Source organism: Streptomyces calvus, assembly GCF_006782915.1.
In the GTDB taxonomy this organism is placed as follows: Bacteria; Actinomycetota; Actinomycetes; order Streptomycetales; family Streptomycetaceae; genus Streptomyces; species Streptomyces calvus.
Genome location: NZ_VCNP01000032.1, coordinates 26,077 through 39,267 on the forward strand (window position 1 = coordinate 26,077; position 13,191 = coordinate 39,267).

A 13,191-nucleotide genomic window follows, 5' to 3' on the forward strand; every position below is an offset into this window, starting at 1 on the left:
GCGGGCGCTACGGGGCCGCGTCGGCCGAGGAGATCGCGGCCGCCGTGCGGGAGCGGCGACTGCGGGCCGTGGACGTGGTCGCGGAGGCGCTGGAGCGGATCGGTCGGGCCGATCCGGTGCTGTGCGCGTTCCTCGAGGTGTGGGGCGACCAGGCGCTGCGGCGGGCCGGTGAGTTGGACGCGCGGGTCGCGGGTGGCGCGGCGGAGGGCGGCGCGCTGCCGCTGGCCGGGGTGCCGGTCGCCGTCAAGGGGCGGGCCGGGCTGCGGGCGGCGGGCCCGCTGCTCGCGGCCGGCTGTGTCGCCGTGGGCGCCACGTCGGTGCCGGGTCCCGGGACGCCCTGGCAGACCTGGGGGCTCGGGCAGCACGGCGTCACCGTCAATCCGTGGCGGGCGGACCGCACACCGGGCGGCTCCTCGGCCGGGGCGGCGGTGGCGGTGGCGGCCGGGCTGGTGCCGTTGGCGACGGGCAGCGACGGGGCGGGGTCGGTGCGGATCCCGGCGGCGTGGTGCGGGGTCGTCGGCCTGAAGGTGACCGCCGGGCGGCTGCCCTCGCCCGACCGTACGGGCCTCGCGACGCCCGGTGTCCTCACCCGCACGGCGGCGGACGCGGCCGCCTGGTGGCGGGTCGTGACGCGGCAGCCGGTCGACGACGCGGCCCCGGTCACCTTCCCCGTGACCGCCGTCTGGTCCCCCGACCTCGGCTTCGCGGACCCCGACCCGGAGCCCGTCGCTCTGGCCCGCGCGGCGGCCGACCGGCTCGTCGACGCCGGCGTGGTACGGCTCGTACGGCCTCCGGCGCCGCCGCTGCTGCTGGACCCGGCTCCGGCCTGGCTCGCGCTGCGCACTCCCGGTGCCGATCTCGCCGAGGCCCGGCGCATCCGGGCGGAGAACGACCGGCGTCTGGACCGGCTCTTCTCGGGCGCCGACCTGCTGCTCACCCCCACCACCCCCACCCCACCGCACGGCCACGACGGTCCGGGGGACGTCTACTCCACCGCGCTGACCTGGGCGTTCAACGTCAGCGGGCATCCGGCGCTGAGCATGCCGGCCGGGTTCGGCGCGGACGGCTGCCCCGCCGGGCTCCAACTGGTGGCCGGACCCGGGCGGGAGGCGCTGTTGCTGGCCGCGGCGCAGGAGGCGGAGCTCCGCACGGCCGCCGCCTGAGCCGCGCCGCCTGCTCCGCCGGTCCTCGTCGACGGCGCCCGCCCGCACCCCGCCGGTCCTCTGCGACCGCGCCTCCGGCACCCTGCCGATCCTCTGCGACCGCGCCTCCGGCACCCGTCGGCCTCCGGGCCGCGCCACCCACGCCTCAGACGTTCCGGAACCGCACCGCCCGAGCGGCACCCCTTGGCGATGTAGTTGCATGCGCATATGATGCACGTGCTCCTAATTGATGCACGCCGACTATCTGGGGGATGACCATGACCCGCCGTTTCCTCTTCGTCCTGGGCAGCGCCCGCGCCGACGGCAACACCGAACTGCTGGCCCGCCGGGCCGCCGAGCAGTTGCCCCCGGAGGTCGAGCAGCAGTGGATCGACCTCACCGCCGACCCCCTGCCCGACTTCGAGGACCTCCGCCACGACAGCGACCACGTCCGCCCGACCGAGGGCCCCGTGGCACACGTGCTGGACGCGACCCTCGCGGCGACGGACGTCGTCATCGCCTCGCCGCTGTACTGGTACTCGGTGTCCGCGCACACCAAGCGCTACCTCGACCACTGGTCGGGCTGGCTGCGCACCCCCGGCCTGGACTTCAAGGCGACCATGGCCGGACGCACCCTGTGGGGCGTGACCGCGCTCGCCCACGAGGAGCAGGAGGTCGCCGATCCCCTGATCGGCACGCTCAACAACTCGGCCGCCTACATGGGCATGCGCTTCGGCGGCGTCCTGCTCGGCAACGGCAGCAAGCCCGGTGACGTGCTGAGGGACACGGAGGCGCTGGCGCGGGCCAAGACGTTCTTCGCGCAGGACGCGCCCCTGGCCCGCTTCCCCTACGAGGCCGGCTGACCCGGCACCGCCTCACCAGCCGAGCTGCTCCTCGCCCAGGACCTCGCTGCCGATGTGGGCGGCGAGTTTCTGGGCGCGCTCGGGATCGCCGTACTTGGTCACGTGGACGAAGACGGTGTGGTCCTCGGTCCAGGTGTCGCCGTACTGGGCCTCGTCGCCGTGGAACACGATCTGGACGCCGTCGTGGTTCCAGTGCCCGAGCGAGTCGATCTCGGGGTCGTCGGGCCAGCGGCCGTTCCATTCCATGGCCGCCACGCCCTCGCCGAGAGCGGCCAGGAACCGCTCCTCCACCGTCCCGTCCCCGCGCACGACGTCCTCTGTGAAGGACAGCGGCAGGTGCGTCGCCAGTTCGGCGTCGTCCAGCGTCGTCACGTCGAGGTCGAAGCGGAGGAGGTCACCCGTCGCGGGATCCGTGCGGAAGTCGTCGTACTCGAAGGACCCCTCGGGGACGAGCCCGGCCATGGCCCTGACCTCGCTGGGCGTCCGCATCACCGCGAAGAGCCAGGTGGCGTCGTCGATGTGTTCCAGCAGCGCGCACAGCCGCTTGGCCTGCCGGTACGCCTCCGCCGCGTCGGTGGTGCGGAAGACGGGGTACGCCCTCGAGTTGCCCATGGGCCGAACGGTCACACAGGCCCGCGGCCCCGGGCCAACGCTTTTCCTAGGCGGTGATGTCCCTGGCCGTGAACCGCGCCCAGGCGGCCGAGCCGAACACCGCCGCGTACAGGGCCTGGAGGCCGAGGTTCTTCGTCAGGTCGTCCCAGTAGACCGGTTCGCGCATCAGGTCGGCGAAGGACAGCCAGTGGTGCGAGAAGAGGTAGGGGTGCAGGGCGTGCAACTGCGGGAGCTGGTCGAGGATCTGCACCGTGGTCAGCAGTCCGACCGTGGTCGCCATCGCCGCGATGCCGCTGTTGGTCAGCGTCGAGACGAACAGGCCGAGGGCCGCCACCCCGATCAGTGACAGGGCGACGACCAGGGCGATCAGCAGGGCTCTGACCAGGCCCTCGGCGAAGCCGATGCGGGTGCCGGAGATGGTCGTCGGATCGCCCAGCGGGAACAGCAGCGCGCCGGTGATCAGCGCGGAGAGGGCGACCACGAGCGTGGCGACCAGGCAGAAGGCCATGACCGTCGCGTACTTGGTGAGCAGCAGCCGGCTGCGTCCGGCGGGGGCGACCAGGAGGTAGCGCAGGGTGCCGGCGTTCGCCTCGCCCGCGACGGCGTCACCCGCGACCACTCCGACCGCCATCGGCAGGAAGAACGGCAGGGTGACGGCGAGTGCGGTGAAGACGAGGAACAGGCCGTTGTTGGTGATCTGCGAGATGAACGCCGGCCCTCCCCCGCCACCCCCGCCCGCCGAGCCGTCGCCGCCGGTCTCGATCCGCACGGCGACGCCGACCAGCACCGGCACGGCGGCCAGCACCCCGAGCAGGGCGAGGGTGCGCCAGCGGCGGAAGGTGGTGAGCAGTTCGCTGCGGAACAGCCCGAACGTCCACAGCGGGCTCACCCTGCCCGCCGTCTCAGCCCGCGACATCGAAGCCCTCCCCGGTCAGCGCCACGAACGCGTCCTCCAGCGAGGCCCGTTCCACTCCGAAGCCGCGCACCCGGACGCCGGCCGCGACCAGCGCCGCGTTCACCTCGGCGAGGTCCCGCTCGGGCACCTCTCCGCTCACCCGCTCCTCCGCCACGACGACATCCGCGACCCCCTGCTCCTTCAGCACCCGGGCCGCGTCCGCCGCGTCCGGCGTGGTCACCGCCAGCCGGCCCCGGGCGCCCGCGGACAGTTCGGCGACCGGGCCCTGGGTGAGCAGCCGGCCGCGGGCCATCACGGCGGCGTGCGTGCACACCTGCTCGATCTCGTCGAGCAGGTGGGAGGAGAGGAAGACGGTGGTGCCGTCGGAGGCCAGCTCGCGGACGAGCGTGCGGATCTCCCGCATGCCCTGCGGGTCGAGGCCGTTGGTCGGCTCGTCCAGCACGAGCAACCGGCGCGGCCGGAGCAGGGCCGCCGCGAGGCCGAGGCGCTGCTTCATGCCGAGCGAGTACGCCTTCGCCTTCTTGCCGGCGGCGGCCGTCAGGCCCACCCGGTCCAGGGCGGCGGCGACGCGTGCGTGCCGGGTGCGGGGGTCGGCGGTCGGGTCGGCGGCGTCGTAGCGCAGCAGGTTGTCCCGGCCGGAGAGGAAGCCGTACAGGGCCGGGCCCTCGATGAGGGCGCCGACGTGCGGCAGTACGGCTCGCGCGGAGCGCGGCATGGGGCGCCCCAGGACGTGCGCCGTGCCGGAGGTCGGTTCGATCAGGCCCATCAGCATGCGGATGGTGGTGGTCTTGCCGGACCCGTTGGGGCCGAGGAAGCCGAAGACGCTGCCCGCCGGGACGGTCAGGTGCAGACCGTCCACGGCGAGCTGTCCGCCGCGGTAGCGCTTGGTGAGCGCGCGGGTGACGATGACACCGCCACCGTCACCGTCGCCGCCACCGGCGTCCGCGACCGGCCCCGCGTGCGGACCGTCCGGTCGCGTGCCGTCCGGTCGCGTGCCGTCCGGTCGCGTGCCGTCCCGCTCGGTGGCGGACGCCTCGCCCATCGGCTCCCTCGTTCCCCTCACATGTCACGGATCCGCGGGGACTACTTGCCCGCGTCGGCCGCCTTCACCAGCGCGTCCTTGGTGACGGCGCCCACGTAGACCGTGCCGTCGTCGGTGATCAGGGCGTTGATCAGGCGGGTGCTGAACACGGTGCCCGTGCCGAAGTCGCCCTTGACCTGGTCGCCGAGCGAGCCGAGGAAGCCATCGAGGTCGCCGCCCGCCTCACCGGTGGGCAGGCCGCCCTCGCTGCCGCTGTCGAAGGTGGCGACGGAGTTCCAGCCCTCGCCGAGCATCTTCAGGCCGTCCAGGCCCTTGGCCAGGTCCTCCTGCGACTTCGGCGCCTTCTCCGGCTTCGCGGAGTGCTTCCGGCCGTGCTCCGGCGCGCTGTCCTCGGTCACCTCGGCGCCCTTGGGCGGGGTGAACTCGAACGTCGACGCGGCCGGCTTGTCGAAGCTCACCTCGGTGAAGCCGACGTCCACGACGGCCGCGCCGCCGCTCGCCGGGGTGAGCGTGAACTTCAGCGGCATGCCGGTCCTGTGGTCGACGGCGATGCTGATCGCGCCGACCGTGGAGCCGGACTGCCTGGGCTTGACGACCAGCTTGTACGCGTCCCGGCCGGCCACCTGCGCGGTGCCGTCGACGGTGACGGACGTGGTGTCGTCGACCGCCTTCAGCGCCTCCTCGGCGAAGTCCTTCGGAGTGGCCGGGGGCTGGTGCTCCCGGTCCTTCGCGGACTCCTCGACGGTGCTGTGGTGGACGGCGTTGGACTTGCTGTCGTAGCCCCAGACGTCCTTGCCGTTGTGGATCAGGCTGTACTCGGCGGCGTTCTCCAGGAGCGACAGCTTCTGCCGGTCCGGGCCGTCGGCGGCGACGCGCAGGGTGTGCGTGCCGGAGGCCAGTTCGGTGAGCTTGGCCGACGGGTCGGCCGAGGAGCCGTCCTCGCCCGCGCCGCTTCCCGCCGCGCCGGAAGCGAGGCTGTCCTCCAGGCCGCCGAGGTCCGGCAGACCGAGGTCCGTGGTGATCTTCACCGTGCCGGACAGCTGCTCGACGTCCGATGCGGCGATCTTCTCGATGAGCTGCGCGGCGGTGATCTCCGGCAGGTCCGGGTCGCCCGAGTCGGCGAGGGCGGGGACGAGCCCGATGGTCGCGGCCGCCACTCCCATCACCGTGACCGGGACGACGTACCGCGCGGCCCTGCGCCGCCTCGAGCGCGGCTCGTCGGCCTCCCCTGCGGTCGTCATGTCGTCGGATTCGTACGGTGCCATGTGTGCCCTACCTCCGTGGTCGGCGGCGGCTTCCGTCGCGTGTCCTCGCACCCGTCCCACTCCGAGCCGCCATTCTCACCCGAACCGGTGAGAAGTGGTGTTGTCCGTCGTGGTCCATCTGACCAAACGCACGGCGCGGAATCGTCAGACCCCGGACGCAACTGCGTGTACTGCTGCGGTATGACACGGCGGGTGGTTTCCTCCCCCGACCAGTAGGGGTCGAGGAGGAGTTGGGGAGGCGGCCGGGTCAGCCCGCGCGGTGCACGACCGCGTCGCACAGCTGCACGAGCGCCGCCTTCGCGTCGCATTCGCGCAGCGGGGCGAGCGCGGCCCGCGCCTCCTCGGCGTAGCGCACGGTGTCCCGGCGGGCCTGCTCCAGCGCGGGGTGGACCCGCAGCCGCCGCAGCGCCTCGGCGTGCCGGGTGTCGTCGGTGAGGTCGGAGTCCAGCAGCTCGCACAGGGCGAGGTCGTCGGCCCGCCCCAGCCGGTCCGCCCGCTCGCGCAGCCGCAGCACGGGCAGGGTGGCGATGCCCTCGCGCAGGTCCGTGCCGGGGGTCTTGCCGGACTCGTGGGAGTCGGAGGCGATGTCCAGGACGTCGTCGGCGAGCTGGAAGGCGACGCCGAGTCGCTCGCCGTACTGGGTCAGTACGTGCACCACCGTCTCGTCGGCGCCGGACATCATCGCGCCGAAGCGGCAGGCGACGGCGACCAGCGAGCCGGTCTTGCCGCCGAGGACGTCCAGGTAGTGCTCGACCGGGTCGCGGCCGTCCTGCGGCCCCGCTGTCTCCAGGATCTGCCCGGTGACCAGCCGTTCGAACGCCTCGGCCTGCACCCGTACCGCCTCGGGACCGAGGTCGGCCAGGATGTGCGAGGCCCGCGCGAAGAGGAAGTCGCCGGTGAGGACCGCGACGGAGTTGCCCCAGCGGGTGTTCGCGCTGGGCACGCCGCGACGCACGTCGGCCTCGTCCATCACGTCGTCGTGGTACAGCGTGGCCAGGTGGGTCAGCTCCACGACCACGGCGGACGGTACGACGCCGGGGGCGTAGGGGTCGCCGAACTGGGCGGCGAGCATCACGAGCAGCGGGCGGAACCTCTTGCCGCCGGCCCGCACCAGGTGCTGGGCGGCCTCCGTGATGAAGGGCACCTCGCTCTTGGTGGCCTCGAGCAGTCCCTCCTCGACAGCCGTCAATCCGGCCTGGACATCGGCTTGAAGAGCCTGGTCCCGCACGCTCAGCCCGAACGGCCCGACGACGGTCACGAGGGGTCTCCTGTCTGCTGGTGTCTACCGGCGCTTACACGGTTTGTCGATAGGTCGCTGCCTTCACTCAAGTCAGCGTATCCGGTCACGTTTCGATCACCGCCAGCGCCCGGGGTTACCAGGAGGGCGCCGCGAGATCAGGAACGGAGCGATTTTGATCGGTTGATAACAAGGGACATTCTTCGACTTTCCCGGACACAGCGATCCACTCCCCGGGCCGCACCCGAGCCGTTCCGCGACACGGACCATCCTGCCCGCCCGGCAGCCCGATTTGCCGCAATTAGCAGACGGAATCCGCTTGGTGAGCAATGCTCCCACGACCGGTGGTCAGTGAGGTCCGTCACGCGCACAGGGCGCGCCCGCCCCTCCCCGGCCCACGCCTCCTCCCTTCCCGCGGCACCGAGTTGACGCTTGGCGACAGCAAAGGATCAAGTGCCACAAACCCCCCGTCCCGCGATCGGACGGCATGTCGCGTGACGCCCGCACTTGTTCCCGCCGTGTGCTCTCGCATACGTTCCCGGCCTGCCGGGCGGACGCCGAGTCCTGCCGCCGTCCGGCCACACCCACCGACGAACTCATCCACGGCAGGAGCGGGGGACCCAGGTAAGTCGCCGTGCCGGTCACCGCACCGGAACGGCTGGGGGTGAAGCCGCGCCCGCAGGGGCGCGGCCGGGCACTCTCCCGCCCGAACCCGACAGCTCACCTCGCAGGCGCAGGAGAGGAACCCAGACATGCCCGCACACGGTCAGCACCGCCGCGCCCGCAACCGCCGCCTCGCCCGCTCCCTCGCCGTCGCCGGCACCGGCGTCGCCGTGGTCGCACTGCCGCTGTTCGGCGCGACCAGCGCCTCCGCGAACACCACGGCGTCCACCACCGCCCCGACCGCCTACCCGGACAACCTCGACGGCTGGATCCGCGAGGCCCTGTCCGTCATGGCCCAGCACGGCATCCCGGGCAGCTACGAGGGCATCCACCGCAACATCATGCGCGAGTCCTCCGGCAACCCGGCCGCCATCAACCTCTGGGACTCCAACGCCGTCGCCGGCACCCCGTCCAAGGGCCTGCTCCAGGTGATCGACCCGACCTTCCAGGCGTACCACGTGCCCGGCACCCCCTTCGACCCGTACGACCCGGTCGCGAACATCACGGCGGCCTGCAACTACGCCGCCGACCGCTACGGCTCGATCGACAACGTCTTCGGCGCGTACTGAGCCGACCGCTGCCGGCCGAGCACGGCCGGCCCGCCGAACAGCCGCTCGAGGACGACGGCCACGCCGTCGTCCTCGTTCGACGTGGTGACCTCGTCGGCCACGGCCTTCAGCTCGGGATGCGCGTTGGCCATGGCGACGCCGCGGGCCGCCCAGTCGAACATGGGGATGTCGTTCGGCATGTCACCGAAGGCGATCGCGCCCTTCGGGCTCAGCCCCAGGTGTTCGGCGGCCAGCGCCAGCCCGGTCGCCTTGGTGACCCCGCACGGCTGCAACTCCACGGTGCCCGGCCCCGACATGGTGACGGTGGCCAGCGAGCCGACCACCTCCCGGGCGGCCGCCGCCAGCGCGTCGTCGGACAGCCGCGGATGACGCAGCAGCACCTTGCTGATCGGCCGCTCCCACAGGTCCCGGCGCCGCTCGACCCGTACGGCGGGCAGCGTCGGGTGCGGCATCAGATAGCCCGGTTCGATCAGCGTCAGCCCGTCCACGCCGTCCTGGTCGACCGCCGCGTACACCTCCCCCACCTCGGCCTCGATCTTGCCGAGCGCGGTCTCCGCCAGTTCCCGGTCGAGGGTGACGGACCACAGCAGCCGGTTCGCGCCGGCGTCGTACACCTGCGCGCCCTGTCCGCACACCGCGAGCCCCGTGCTGCCGAGGTCGTCCAGGAGGGGCCGCACCCTGGGCGCCGGACGGCCCGTCACCACGAGGTGCCGGGCACCGGCCCGGGCGGCCCGCGCGAGCGCGGCGAGGGACCGGTCGGAGAGGGTGTCGTCGCCGCGCAGCAGCGTCCCGTCCAGGTCGGTGGCAATGAGTGAATATGCGGTGGGTGCGGCCATGATCAGAGAATACGGACAACGCGGCGGTCCGATTCACCATGCCCGGAACCGCTTGCGCGACCGCGTCCACTCGCGCTAGAGGGCCGCCCGCCCGCGCGCACCGCCCGGACGACCACCGGCCGCGGTCGGACGGCACCTCCGCCCGAACCTCCGCCCGACGATCACCCGAAGACCGTCCGGGGTCCTCCGGGGACCGTTGAGGACCGGTTGGCGACCGTCCGGAGACCGGTTGGTGCCGCTTTCCCCGTTTGGCAAGAACTTGCTCCGCTATCTACCGTCCACCCGGTCCCGGGCGGTACCTTCCCTGTGTCCAGGGGGGACTTGATCGGGGGGTCAGGTGAGCGGTGGACGCGTGCGCGTGCTGAGGCCCGAGGAACTCGGCGAGAGGGAACGGGAGCGCTGGCGGGAACTGCGCGCCGCGGCCGACGCGCCGCGCAGCCCCTTCATGGAGCCGGAGTTCGCCGTCGCCGTAGGCCGGGTGCGGCCCCCGGCGCGGGTCGCGGTGCTGTACGAGGGGGCGGAGCCGGCGGGTTTCCTGCCGTACGAGCGGGGCCCGCTGGGGCAGGGCCGGGCGATCGGGCTCGGGGTGTCGGACTGCCAGGGAGCGGTCCTCGGCCCCGGCACCGCACCGGAGACCGGCGGACTGCTGCGGGCCTGCTCGGTGTCGAGCTTCGCCTTCGACAACCTGGAGGCCGGCCAGGACCTGTTCGTGCCCCACGCGGCGGAGGAGCACGCCACCTACGTCATCGACGTGGAGAAGGGCTACGAGACCTACGAGTCGGTGCTGCGCACCCAGTCGCCGAAGTTCCTGAAGACCACCCTGGCCAAGGAGCGCCGGCTGGACCGCCGGGCCGGGCCCGTGCGGTTCGTCTTCGACGAGCGCGACCCGGCCGCGCTGCGCGCGCTCATGGAGTGGAAGTCCGCGCAGTACCGCAGGACCGGGCGCCAGGACCGGTTCGCGCGGGAGTGGATCGCCCGTCTCGTGGGCCGGCTCGCCGAGACGCGGGCGCCCCAGTGCACGGGCACGCTGTCGGTGCTGTACGCCGGTGGGCGCCCCGTCGCCGCGCACTTCGGTCTGCGCTCGGCCTCCGTGCTGGCCTGCTGGTTCCCGGCGTACGACCCGGAGTTCGCGAAGTACTCGCCCGGTCTGGTGCTGCATCTGCGGATGGCGGAGGCGGCGGCGGCCGAGGGCATCGGCCTGCTCGACCTGGGGCGTGGGCCGGCCGAGTACAAGGACGCGTTGAAGACCGGCGAACTCGCCGTCTACGAAGGGGCGGTGACCCGGCCGGGCGTGGGCGCCGCGCTGCACTGGCTGAGCCGCGAGCCGGTGCGCCGCGCGCACGGCTTCGTCCGCGCCCGCCCGCGCCTGGCGTCGCTGGCGTCGCGGACCTTGAAGGGCGCGGCGCGGCTGCGCCGGCCGTGAGGAGGAGGGGGAGGGCCATGGTCCACGAGGGTGGGGACGCGCGTACGCGGGAGGAGATCCGGCGGTTCCTGGCGATCGGGTCGGTGCAGGTCGCCGAGATCGACCTGGACGGCGACGAGGCGGCGCTCAGACCCGGGCCGGGCAGCCCGCCGGTCACGCACGGCGAGGTGTTCCTGCTGGTCAGACGGGCGGGTCGACCGGTGGGGACACTGCTGGCGCGGGTGCCGGAGGGCGCGGATCCACGGGCGGTGCTGACGGCGGCGGCAGCCGGGACCGCGGGGACTTCCGCCGGGACCGTGACGGCTCCCGACGAGGGCGTGGAGGCTTCCGACGGGACCGTGGCGGCTCCCGACGAGGGCGTGGAGGCTTCCGACGGGACCGTGGTGGCTTCCGACGGGCGTGTGGGGGCTTGTGCCGGGGCCGTGGGGGCTCGTGCCGGGGCCGTGGGGGCGGGCGGGGGTGCGGGGTTGCCGTTCGCCTCGGTCGTGGTCGCCACCCGGGAGCGGACCGCGCAGCTCGGGCGGGCCCTGGACTCGCTGCTCGCGCAGGAGCACCCGCGCTTCGAGATCGTCGTCGTCGACAACGCGCCCCTGACCGGCGGGACGCGCGAGCTGGTGGAGCGGAAGTACGGCGAGCGGGTGCGGTACGTGTGCGAGCCGGTGCCCGGACTGGCGGTCGCGCACAACACAGGGCTGGCCGAGGTCCGCGGCGAGGTGGTCGCGTTCACCGACGACGACGTGGTCGCCGATCCGCGCTGGCTGGCCGAGCTGACCGCGCCCTTCGCCGCCGACCGCCGGCTCGGCTGCGCCACCGGCCTGATCCTGCCGGCCCGGCTGCGCACCCCGGCCCAGGTGCTGCTGGAGAGCCACGGCGGTTTCGCCAAGGGGTTCACGCCGACGACGTACGACCCGGCGGACCCGCCCCGCGACGAGCCGCTGTTCCCCTTCACCGCGGGCCGCTTCGGCTCCGGCGCCAACATGGCCTTCCGCACCGGGACGCTGCGTTCCGTCGGCGGCTTCGACCCGGCCACCGGCGCCGGGACACCCGCCCGCGGCGGCGACGACCTGTACGGCTTCGTCCGCGTCCTCGCCCAGGGGCACCGGCTGCACTACACGCCGTACGCGCTGGTGTGGCACCACCACCGCGAGACCTGGGCCGACCTGGAGACCCAGGCGTACGGCTACGGCGCCGGCCTCACCGCCTACCTCACCGCGGTCCTGGTCAACCGGCCCGCGCTGCTGCCGGCGTTCCTCGCCCGGCTGCCGCGCGGCCTGGCCCACGCCCGCGCGCTGACCGCCGTGCGCGCGGCGGACAGCGGCGGCGCGGCACCGGGCTCGCACGCCACCCGCACGCACCCGTGGCCCCGCCGGCTGTCGCGACTGCAGCGCAGAGGAATGCTGTACGGGCCGGTCGGCTACCTGCGGGCCCGGCGCGCTCTGGCGAACCGCACGGACAGTGCGGGGAGCGCGGGGAACGCGGGGAACGCGGGGAACGCGGGGAACGCGGGAAGCGCGGGGAACGCGGGAAGCGCGGGAAGCGCGGGGAACGCGGGAATCGCGGGAAGCGCGGGGAACGCGGGGAACGCGGGAAGCGCGGGAAGCGCGGGGAACGCGGGAAGCGCGGGAAGCGCGGGGAACGCGGGAAGCGCGGGAAGCGCGGGGAACGCGGGAAGCGCGGGGAACGCGGGAAGCGCGGGAAGCGCGGGGAGGGGGACGAGATGAGTCCGGCCGTGCCCGTGTTCCTCTACCACGCCGTGATGGACGAACCGCCGGCGTGGATCGCCGAATTCACCGTCACACCACGGGCGTTCGCCTCCCATCTCGACGCGGTCGTCGACAGCGGCCGCACCCCCGTCACCATCAGCGCCTTCGCCGACCACCTGGCCGGGCGGGCGCCCCTGCCGCCCCGGCCGGTGCTGCTCACCTTCGACGACGGCTTCGCCGACCTGCCCGGCCCCACCGCCGACGCCCTGGCCGCGCGCGGGCTGCCCGCCACCGCGTACCTCACCACCGGCGCCATCGCCGCCGGCGGCCGCAGTCTGCTGCCGCCCGCCCCGATGATGAGCCTGGACCGGGTCGCCGAGCTGGAACGTTCCGGCATGGAGATCGGCAGCCACACGGTCACCCACGCCCAGCTCGACACGCTCACCGACCGGCAGCTGCGCGCCGAACTCCACGACTCCAAGGCCGTGTTGGAGGACACCCTCGGCCACCCGGTGCCCCATCTCGCCTACCCGCACGGCTACAACAGCCCTCGCGTGCGCGCCACGGCCGCCCGCGCCGGATACGAGACGGCGACCGCCGTCCGGCACGCGCTCAGCTCGGAACAGGACGAGCGCTACCGCATCGCCCGGCTGATCGTCCGCCGCAGCCACACCGTCGCCGACGTCGAGACCTGGCTCGCGGGCGACGGCGCGCGCATCGCCCCGTACCGGGACGGGCCGAAGACGATCGCCTGGCGCTGGTACCGGCGGGCGCGCACCGCCCTGCACGGACCGGCCTTCGCCGGGTGAGCCGGGGCGGGCCCGCGCCGCGCGGGCGGCGGGAGGGCGGCGCACGGGGCCGCGGTCCCACCGGTCACGAGTCCGACGAATTTGATGTGAAAAACGAGGGTAATTCCTATA

Annotated in this window: 12 protein-coding genes and 1 riboswitch; of the genes, 6 read left to right on the forward strand and 6 right to left on the reverse strand. The window is 73.7% G+C overall.

Features of this window, described 5'->3' with window-relative positions; all coding sequences use genetic code 11:
- Window positions 1-44: 44 nt before the first annotated feature.
- Entirely contained in the window at window positions 45-1,163 is a 1,119-nt protein-coding gene (locus FGW31_RS14020; protein ID WP_233452483.1) for an amidase family protein, read from the forward strand.
- 257 nt (window positions 1,164-1,420) lie between these two features.
- On the forward strand, window positions 1,421-2,005 hold the full coding sequence (locus tag FGW31_RS14025; protein WP_142193919.1) for a flavodoxin family protein: 585 nt from the start codon (window positions 1,421-1,423) through the stop codon (window positions 2,003-2,005).
- Between the two features lie 12 nt (window positions 2,006-2,017).
- Here FGW31_RS14025 and FGW31_RS14030 read toward each other — a convergent pair whose 3' ends face one another.
- The 5 genes from FGW31_RS14030 to FGW31_RS14050 form a co-directional block, all read right to left on the reverse strand.
- A complete protein-coding gene (locus FGW31_RS14030) occupies window positions 2,018-2,617 on the reverse strand; it encodes a hypothetical protein (RefSeq protein ID WP_182675289.1) in 600 nt (199 codons plus the stop codon).
- Window positions 2,618-2,663: 46 nt separating this feature from the next.
- On the reverse strand, window positions 2,664-3,533 hold the full coding sequence (locus FGW31_RS14035; RefSeq protein WP_142193752.1) for an ABC transporter permease: 870 nt from the start codon (window positions 3,531-3,533) through the stop codon (window positions 2,664-2,666).
- On the reverse strand, window positions 3,520-4,575 hold the full coding sequence (locus tag FGW31_RS14040; protein ID WP_233452484.1) for an ABC transporter ATP-binding protein: 1,056 nt from the start codon (window positions 4,573-4,575) through the stop codon (window positions 3,520-3,522). The genes FGW31_RS14035 and FGW31_RS14040 overlap by 14 nt, the downstream gene beginning before the upstream one ends.
- Window positions 4,576-4,616: 41 nt before the next feature.
- Window positions 4,617-5,840 (reverse strand): LolA family protein, encoded by a 1,224-nt coding sequence (locus tag FGW31_RS14045; protein WP_142193753.1) that lies wholly within the window; start codon window positions 5,838-5,840, stop codon window positions 4,617-4,619.
- Window positions 5,841-6,087: 247 nt separating this feature from the next.
- Window positions 6,088-7,098 carry a polyprenyl synthetase family protein gene (locus FGW31_RS14050; protein WP_142193754.1) on the reverse strand — a complete coding sequence of 337 codons (1,011 nt, stop codon included), beginning with the start codon at window positions 7,096-7,098 and terminating at the stop codon, window positions 6,088-6,090.
- A gap of 557 nt (window positions 7,099-7,655) precedes the next feature.
- A riboswitch (cyclic di-AMP (ydaO/yuaA leader) is annotated at window positions 7,656-7,826 on the forward strand.
- Window positions 7,827-7,829: 3 nt separating this feature from the next.
- Between FGW31_RS14050 and FGW31_RS14055 the strand changes: the two genes are divergently transcribed.
- Entirely contained in the window at window positions 7,830-8,309 is a 480-nt protein-coding gene (locus FGW31_RS14055; RefSeq protein WP_142193755.1) for a transglycosylase SLT domain-containing protein, read from the forward strand.
- Here FGW31_RS14055 and FGW31_RS14060 read toward each other — a convergent pair.
- Window positions 8,273-9,145, reverse strand: coding sequence for an HAD family hydrolase (locus FGW31_RS14060; protein WP_142193756.1), 873 nt, complete (start codon window positions 9,143-9,145; stop codon window positions 8,273-8,275). The genes FGW31_RS14055 and FGW31_RS14060 overlap by 37 nt on opposite strands.
- Before the next feature lie 352 nt (window positions 9,146-9,497).
- On the opposite strand from FGW31_RS14060, the gene FGW31_RS14065 reads away from it, so the two are divergent.
- Genes FGW31_RS14065 through FGW31_RS14085 form a run of 3 tightly spaced genes read left to right on the forward strand, consistent with a single transcriptional unit; the run spans window position 9,498 to window position 13,080 of the window.
- Complete coding sequence (locus FGW31_RS14065; protein WP_373303481.1) at window positions 9,498-10,568, forward strand: GNAT family N-acetyltransferase; 1,071 nt, start codon at window positions 9,498-9,500, stop codon at window positions 10,566-10,568.
- A gap of 17 nt (window positions 10,569-10,585) precedes the next feature.
- A complete protein-coding gene (locus FGW31_RS35620; protein WP_233452485.1) occupies window positions 10,586-12,289 on the forward strand; it encodes a glycosyltransferase family 2 protein in 1,704 nt (567 codons plus the stop codon).
- Window positions 12,286-13,080 (forward strand): polysaccharide deacetylase family protein, encoded by a 795-nt coding sequence (locus tag FGW31_RS14085; RefSeq protein WP_233288644.1) that lies wholly within the window; start codon window positions 12,286-12,288, stop codon window positions 13,078-13,080. The genes FGW31_RS35620 and FGW31_RS14085 overlap by 4 nt, the downstream gene beginning before the upstream one ends.
- Window positions 13,081-13,191 lie beyond the last annotated feature (111 nt).

Bases quoted from the DNA above. Each gene is read 5' to 3' on its own strand.
- FGW31_RS14085 (WP_233288644.1), top strand. From the start codon at position 12,286: ATGAGTCCGGCCGTGCCCGTGTTCCTCTACCACGCCGTGATGGACGAA.
- FGW31_RS14025 (WP_142193919.1), top strand. From the start codon at position 1,421: ATGACCCGCCGTTTCCTCTTCGTCCTGGGCAGCGCCCGCGCCGACGGC.
- FGW31_RS35620 (WP_233452485.1), top strand. From the start codon at position 10,586: ATGGTCCACGAGGGTGGGGACGCGCGTACGCGGGAGGAGATCCGGCGG.
- FGW31_RS14055 (WP_142193755.1), top strand. From the start codon at position 7,830: ATGCCCGCACACGGTCAGCACCGCCGCGCCCGCAACCGCCGCCTCGCC.
- FGW31_RS14045 (WP_142193753.1), bottom strand. From the start codon at position 5,840: ATGGCACCGTACGAATCCGACGACATGACGACCGCAGGGGAGGCCGAC.
- FGW31_RS14035 (WP_142193752.1), bottom strand. From the start codon at position 3,533: ATGTCGCGGGCTGAGACGGCGGGCAGGGTGAGCCCGCTGTGGACGTTC.
- FGW31_RS14040 (WP_233452484.1), bottom strand. From the start codon at position 4,575: ATGGGCGAGGCGTCCGCCACCGAGCGGGACGGCACGCGACCGGACGGC.
- FGW31_RS14030 (WP_182675289.1), bottom strand. From the start codon at position 2,617: ATGGGCAACTCGAGGGCGTACCCCGTCTTCCGCACCACCGACGCGGCG.
- FGW31_RS14060 (WP_142193756.1), bottom strand. From the start codon at position 9,145: ATGGCCGCACCCACCGCATATTCACTCATTGCCACCGACCTGGACGGG.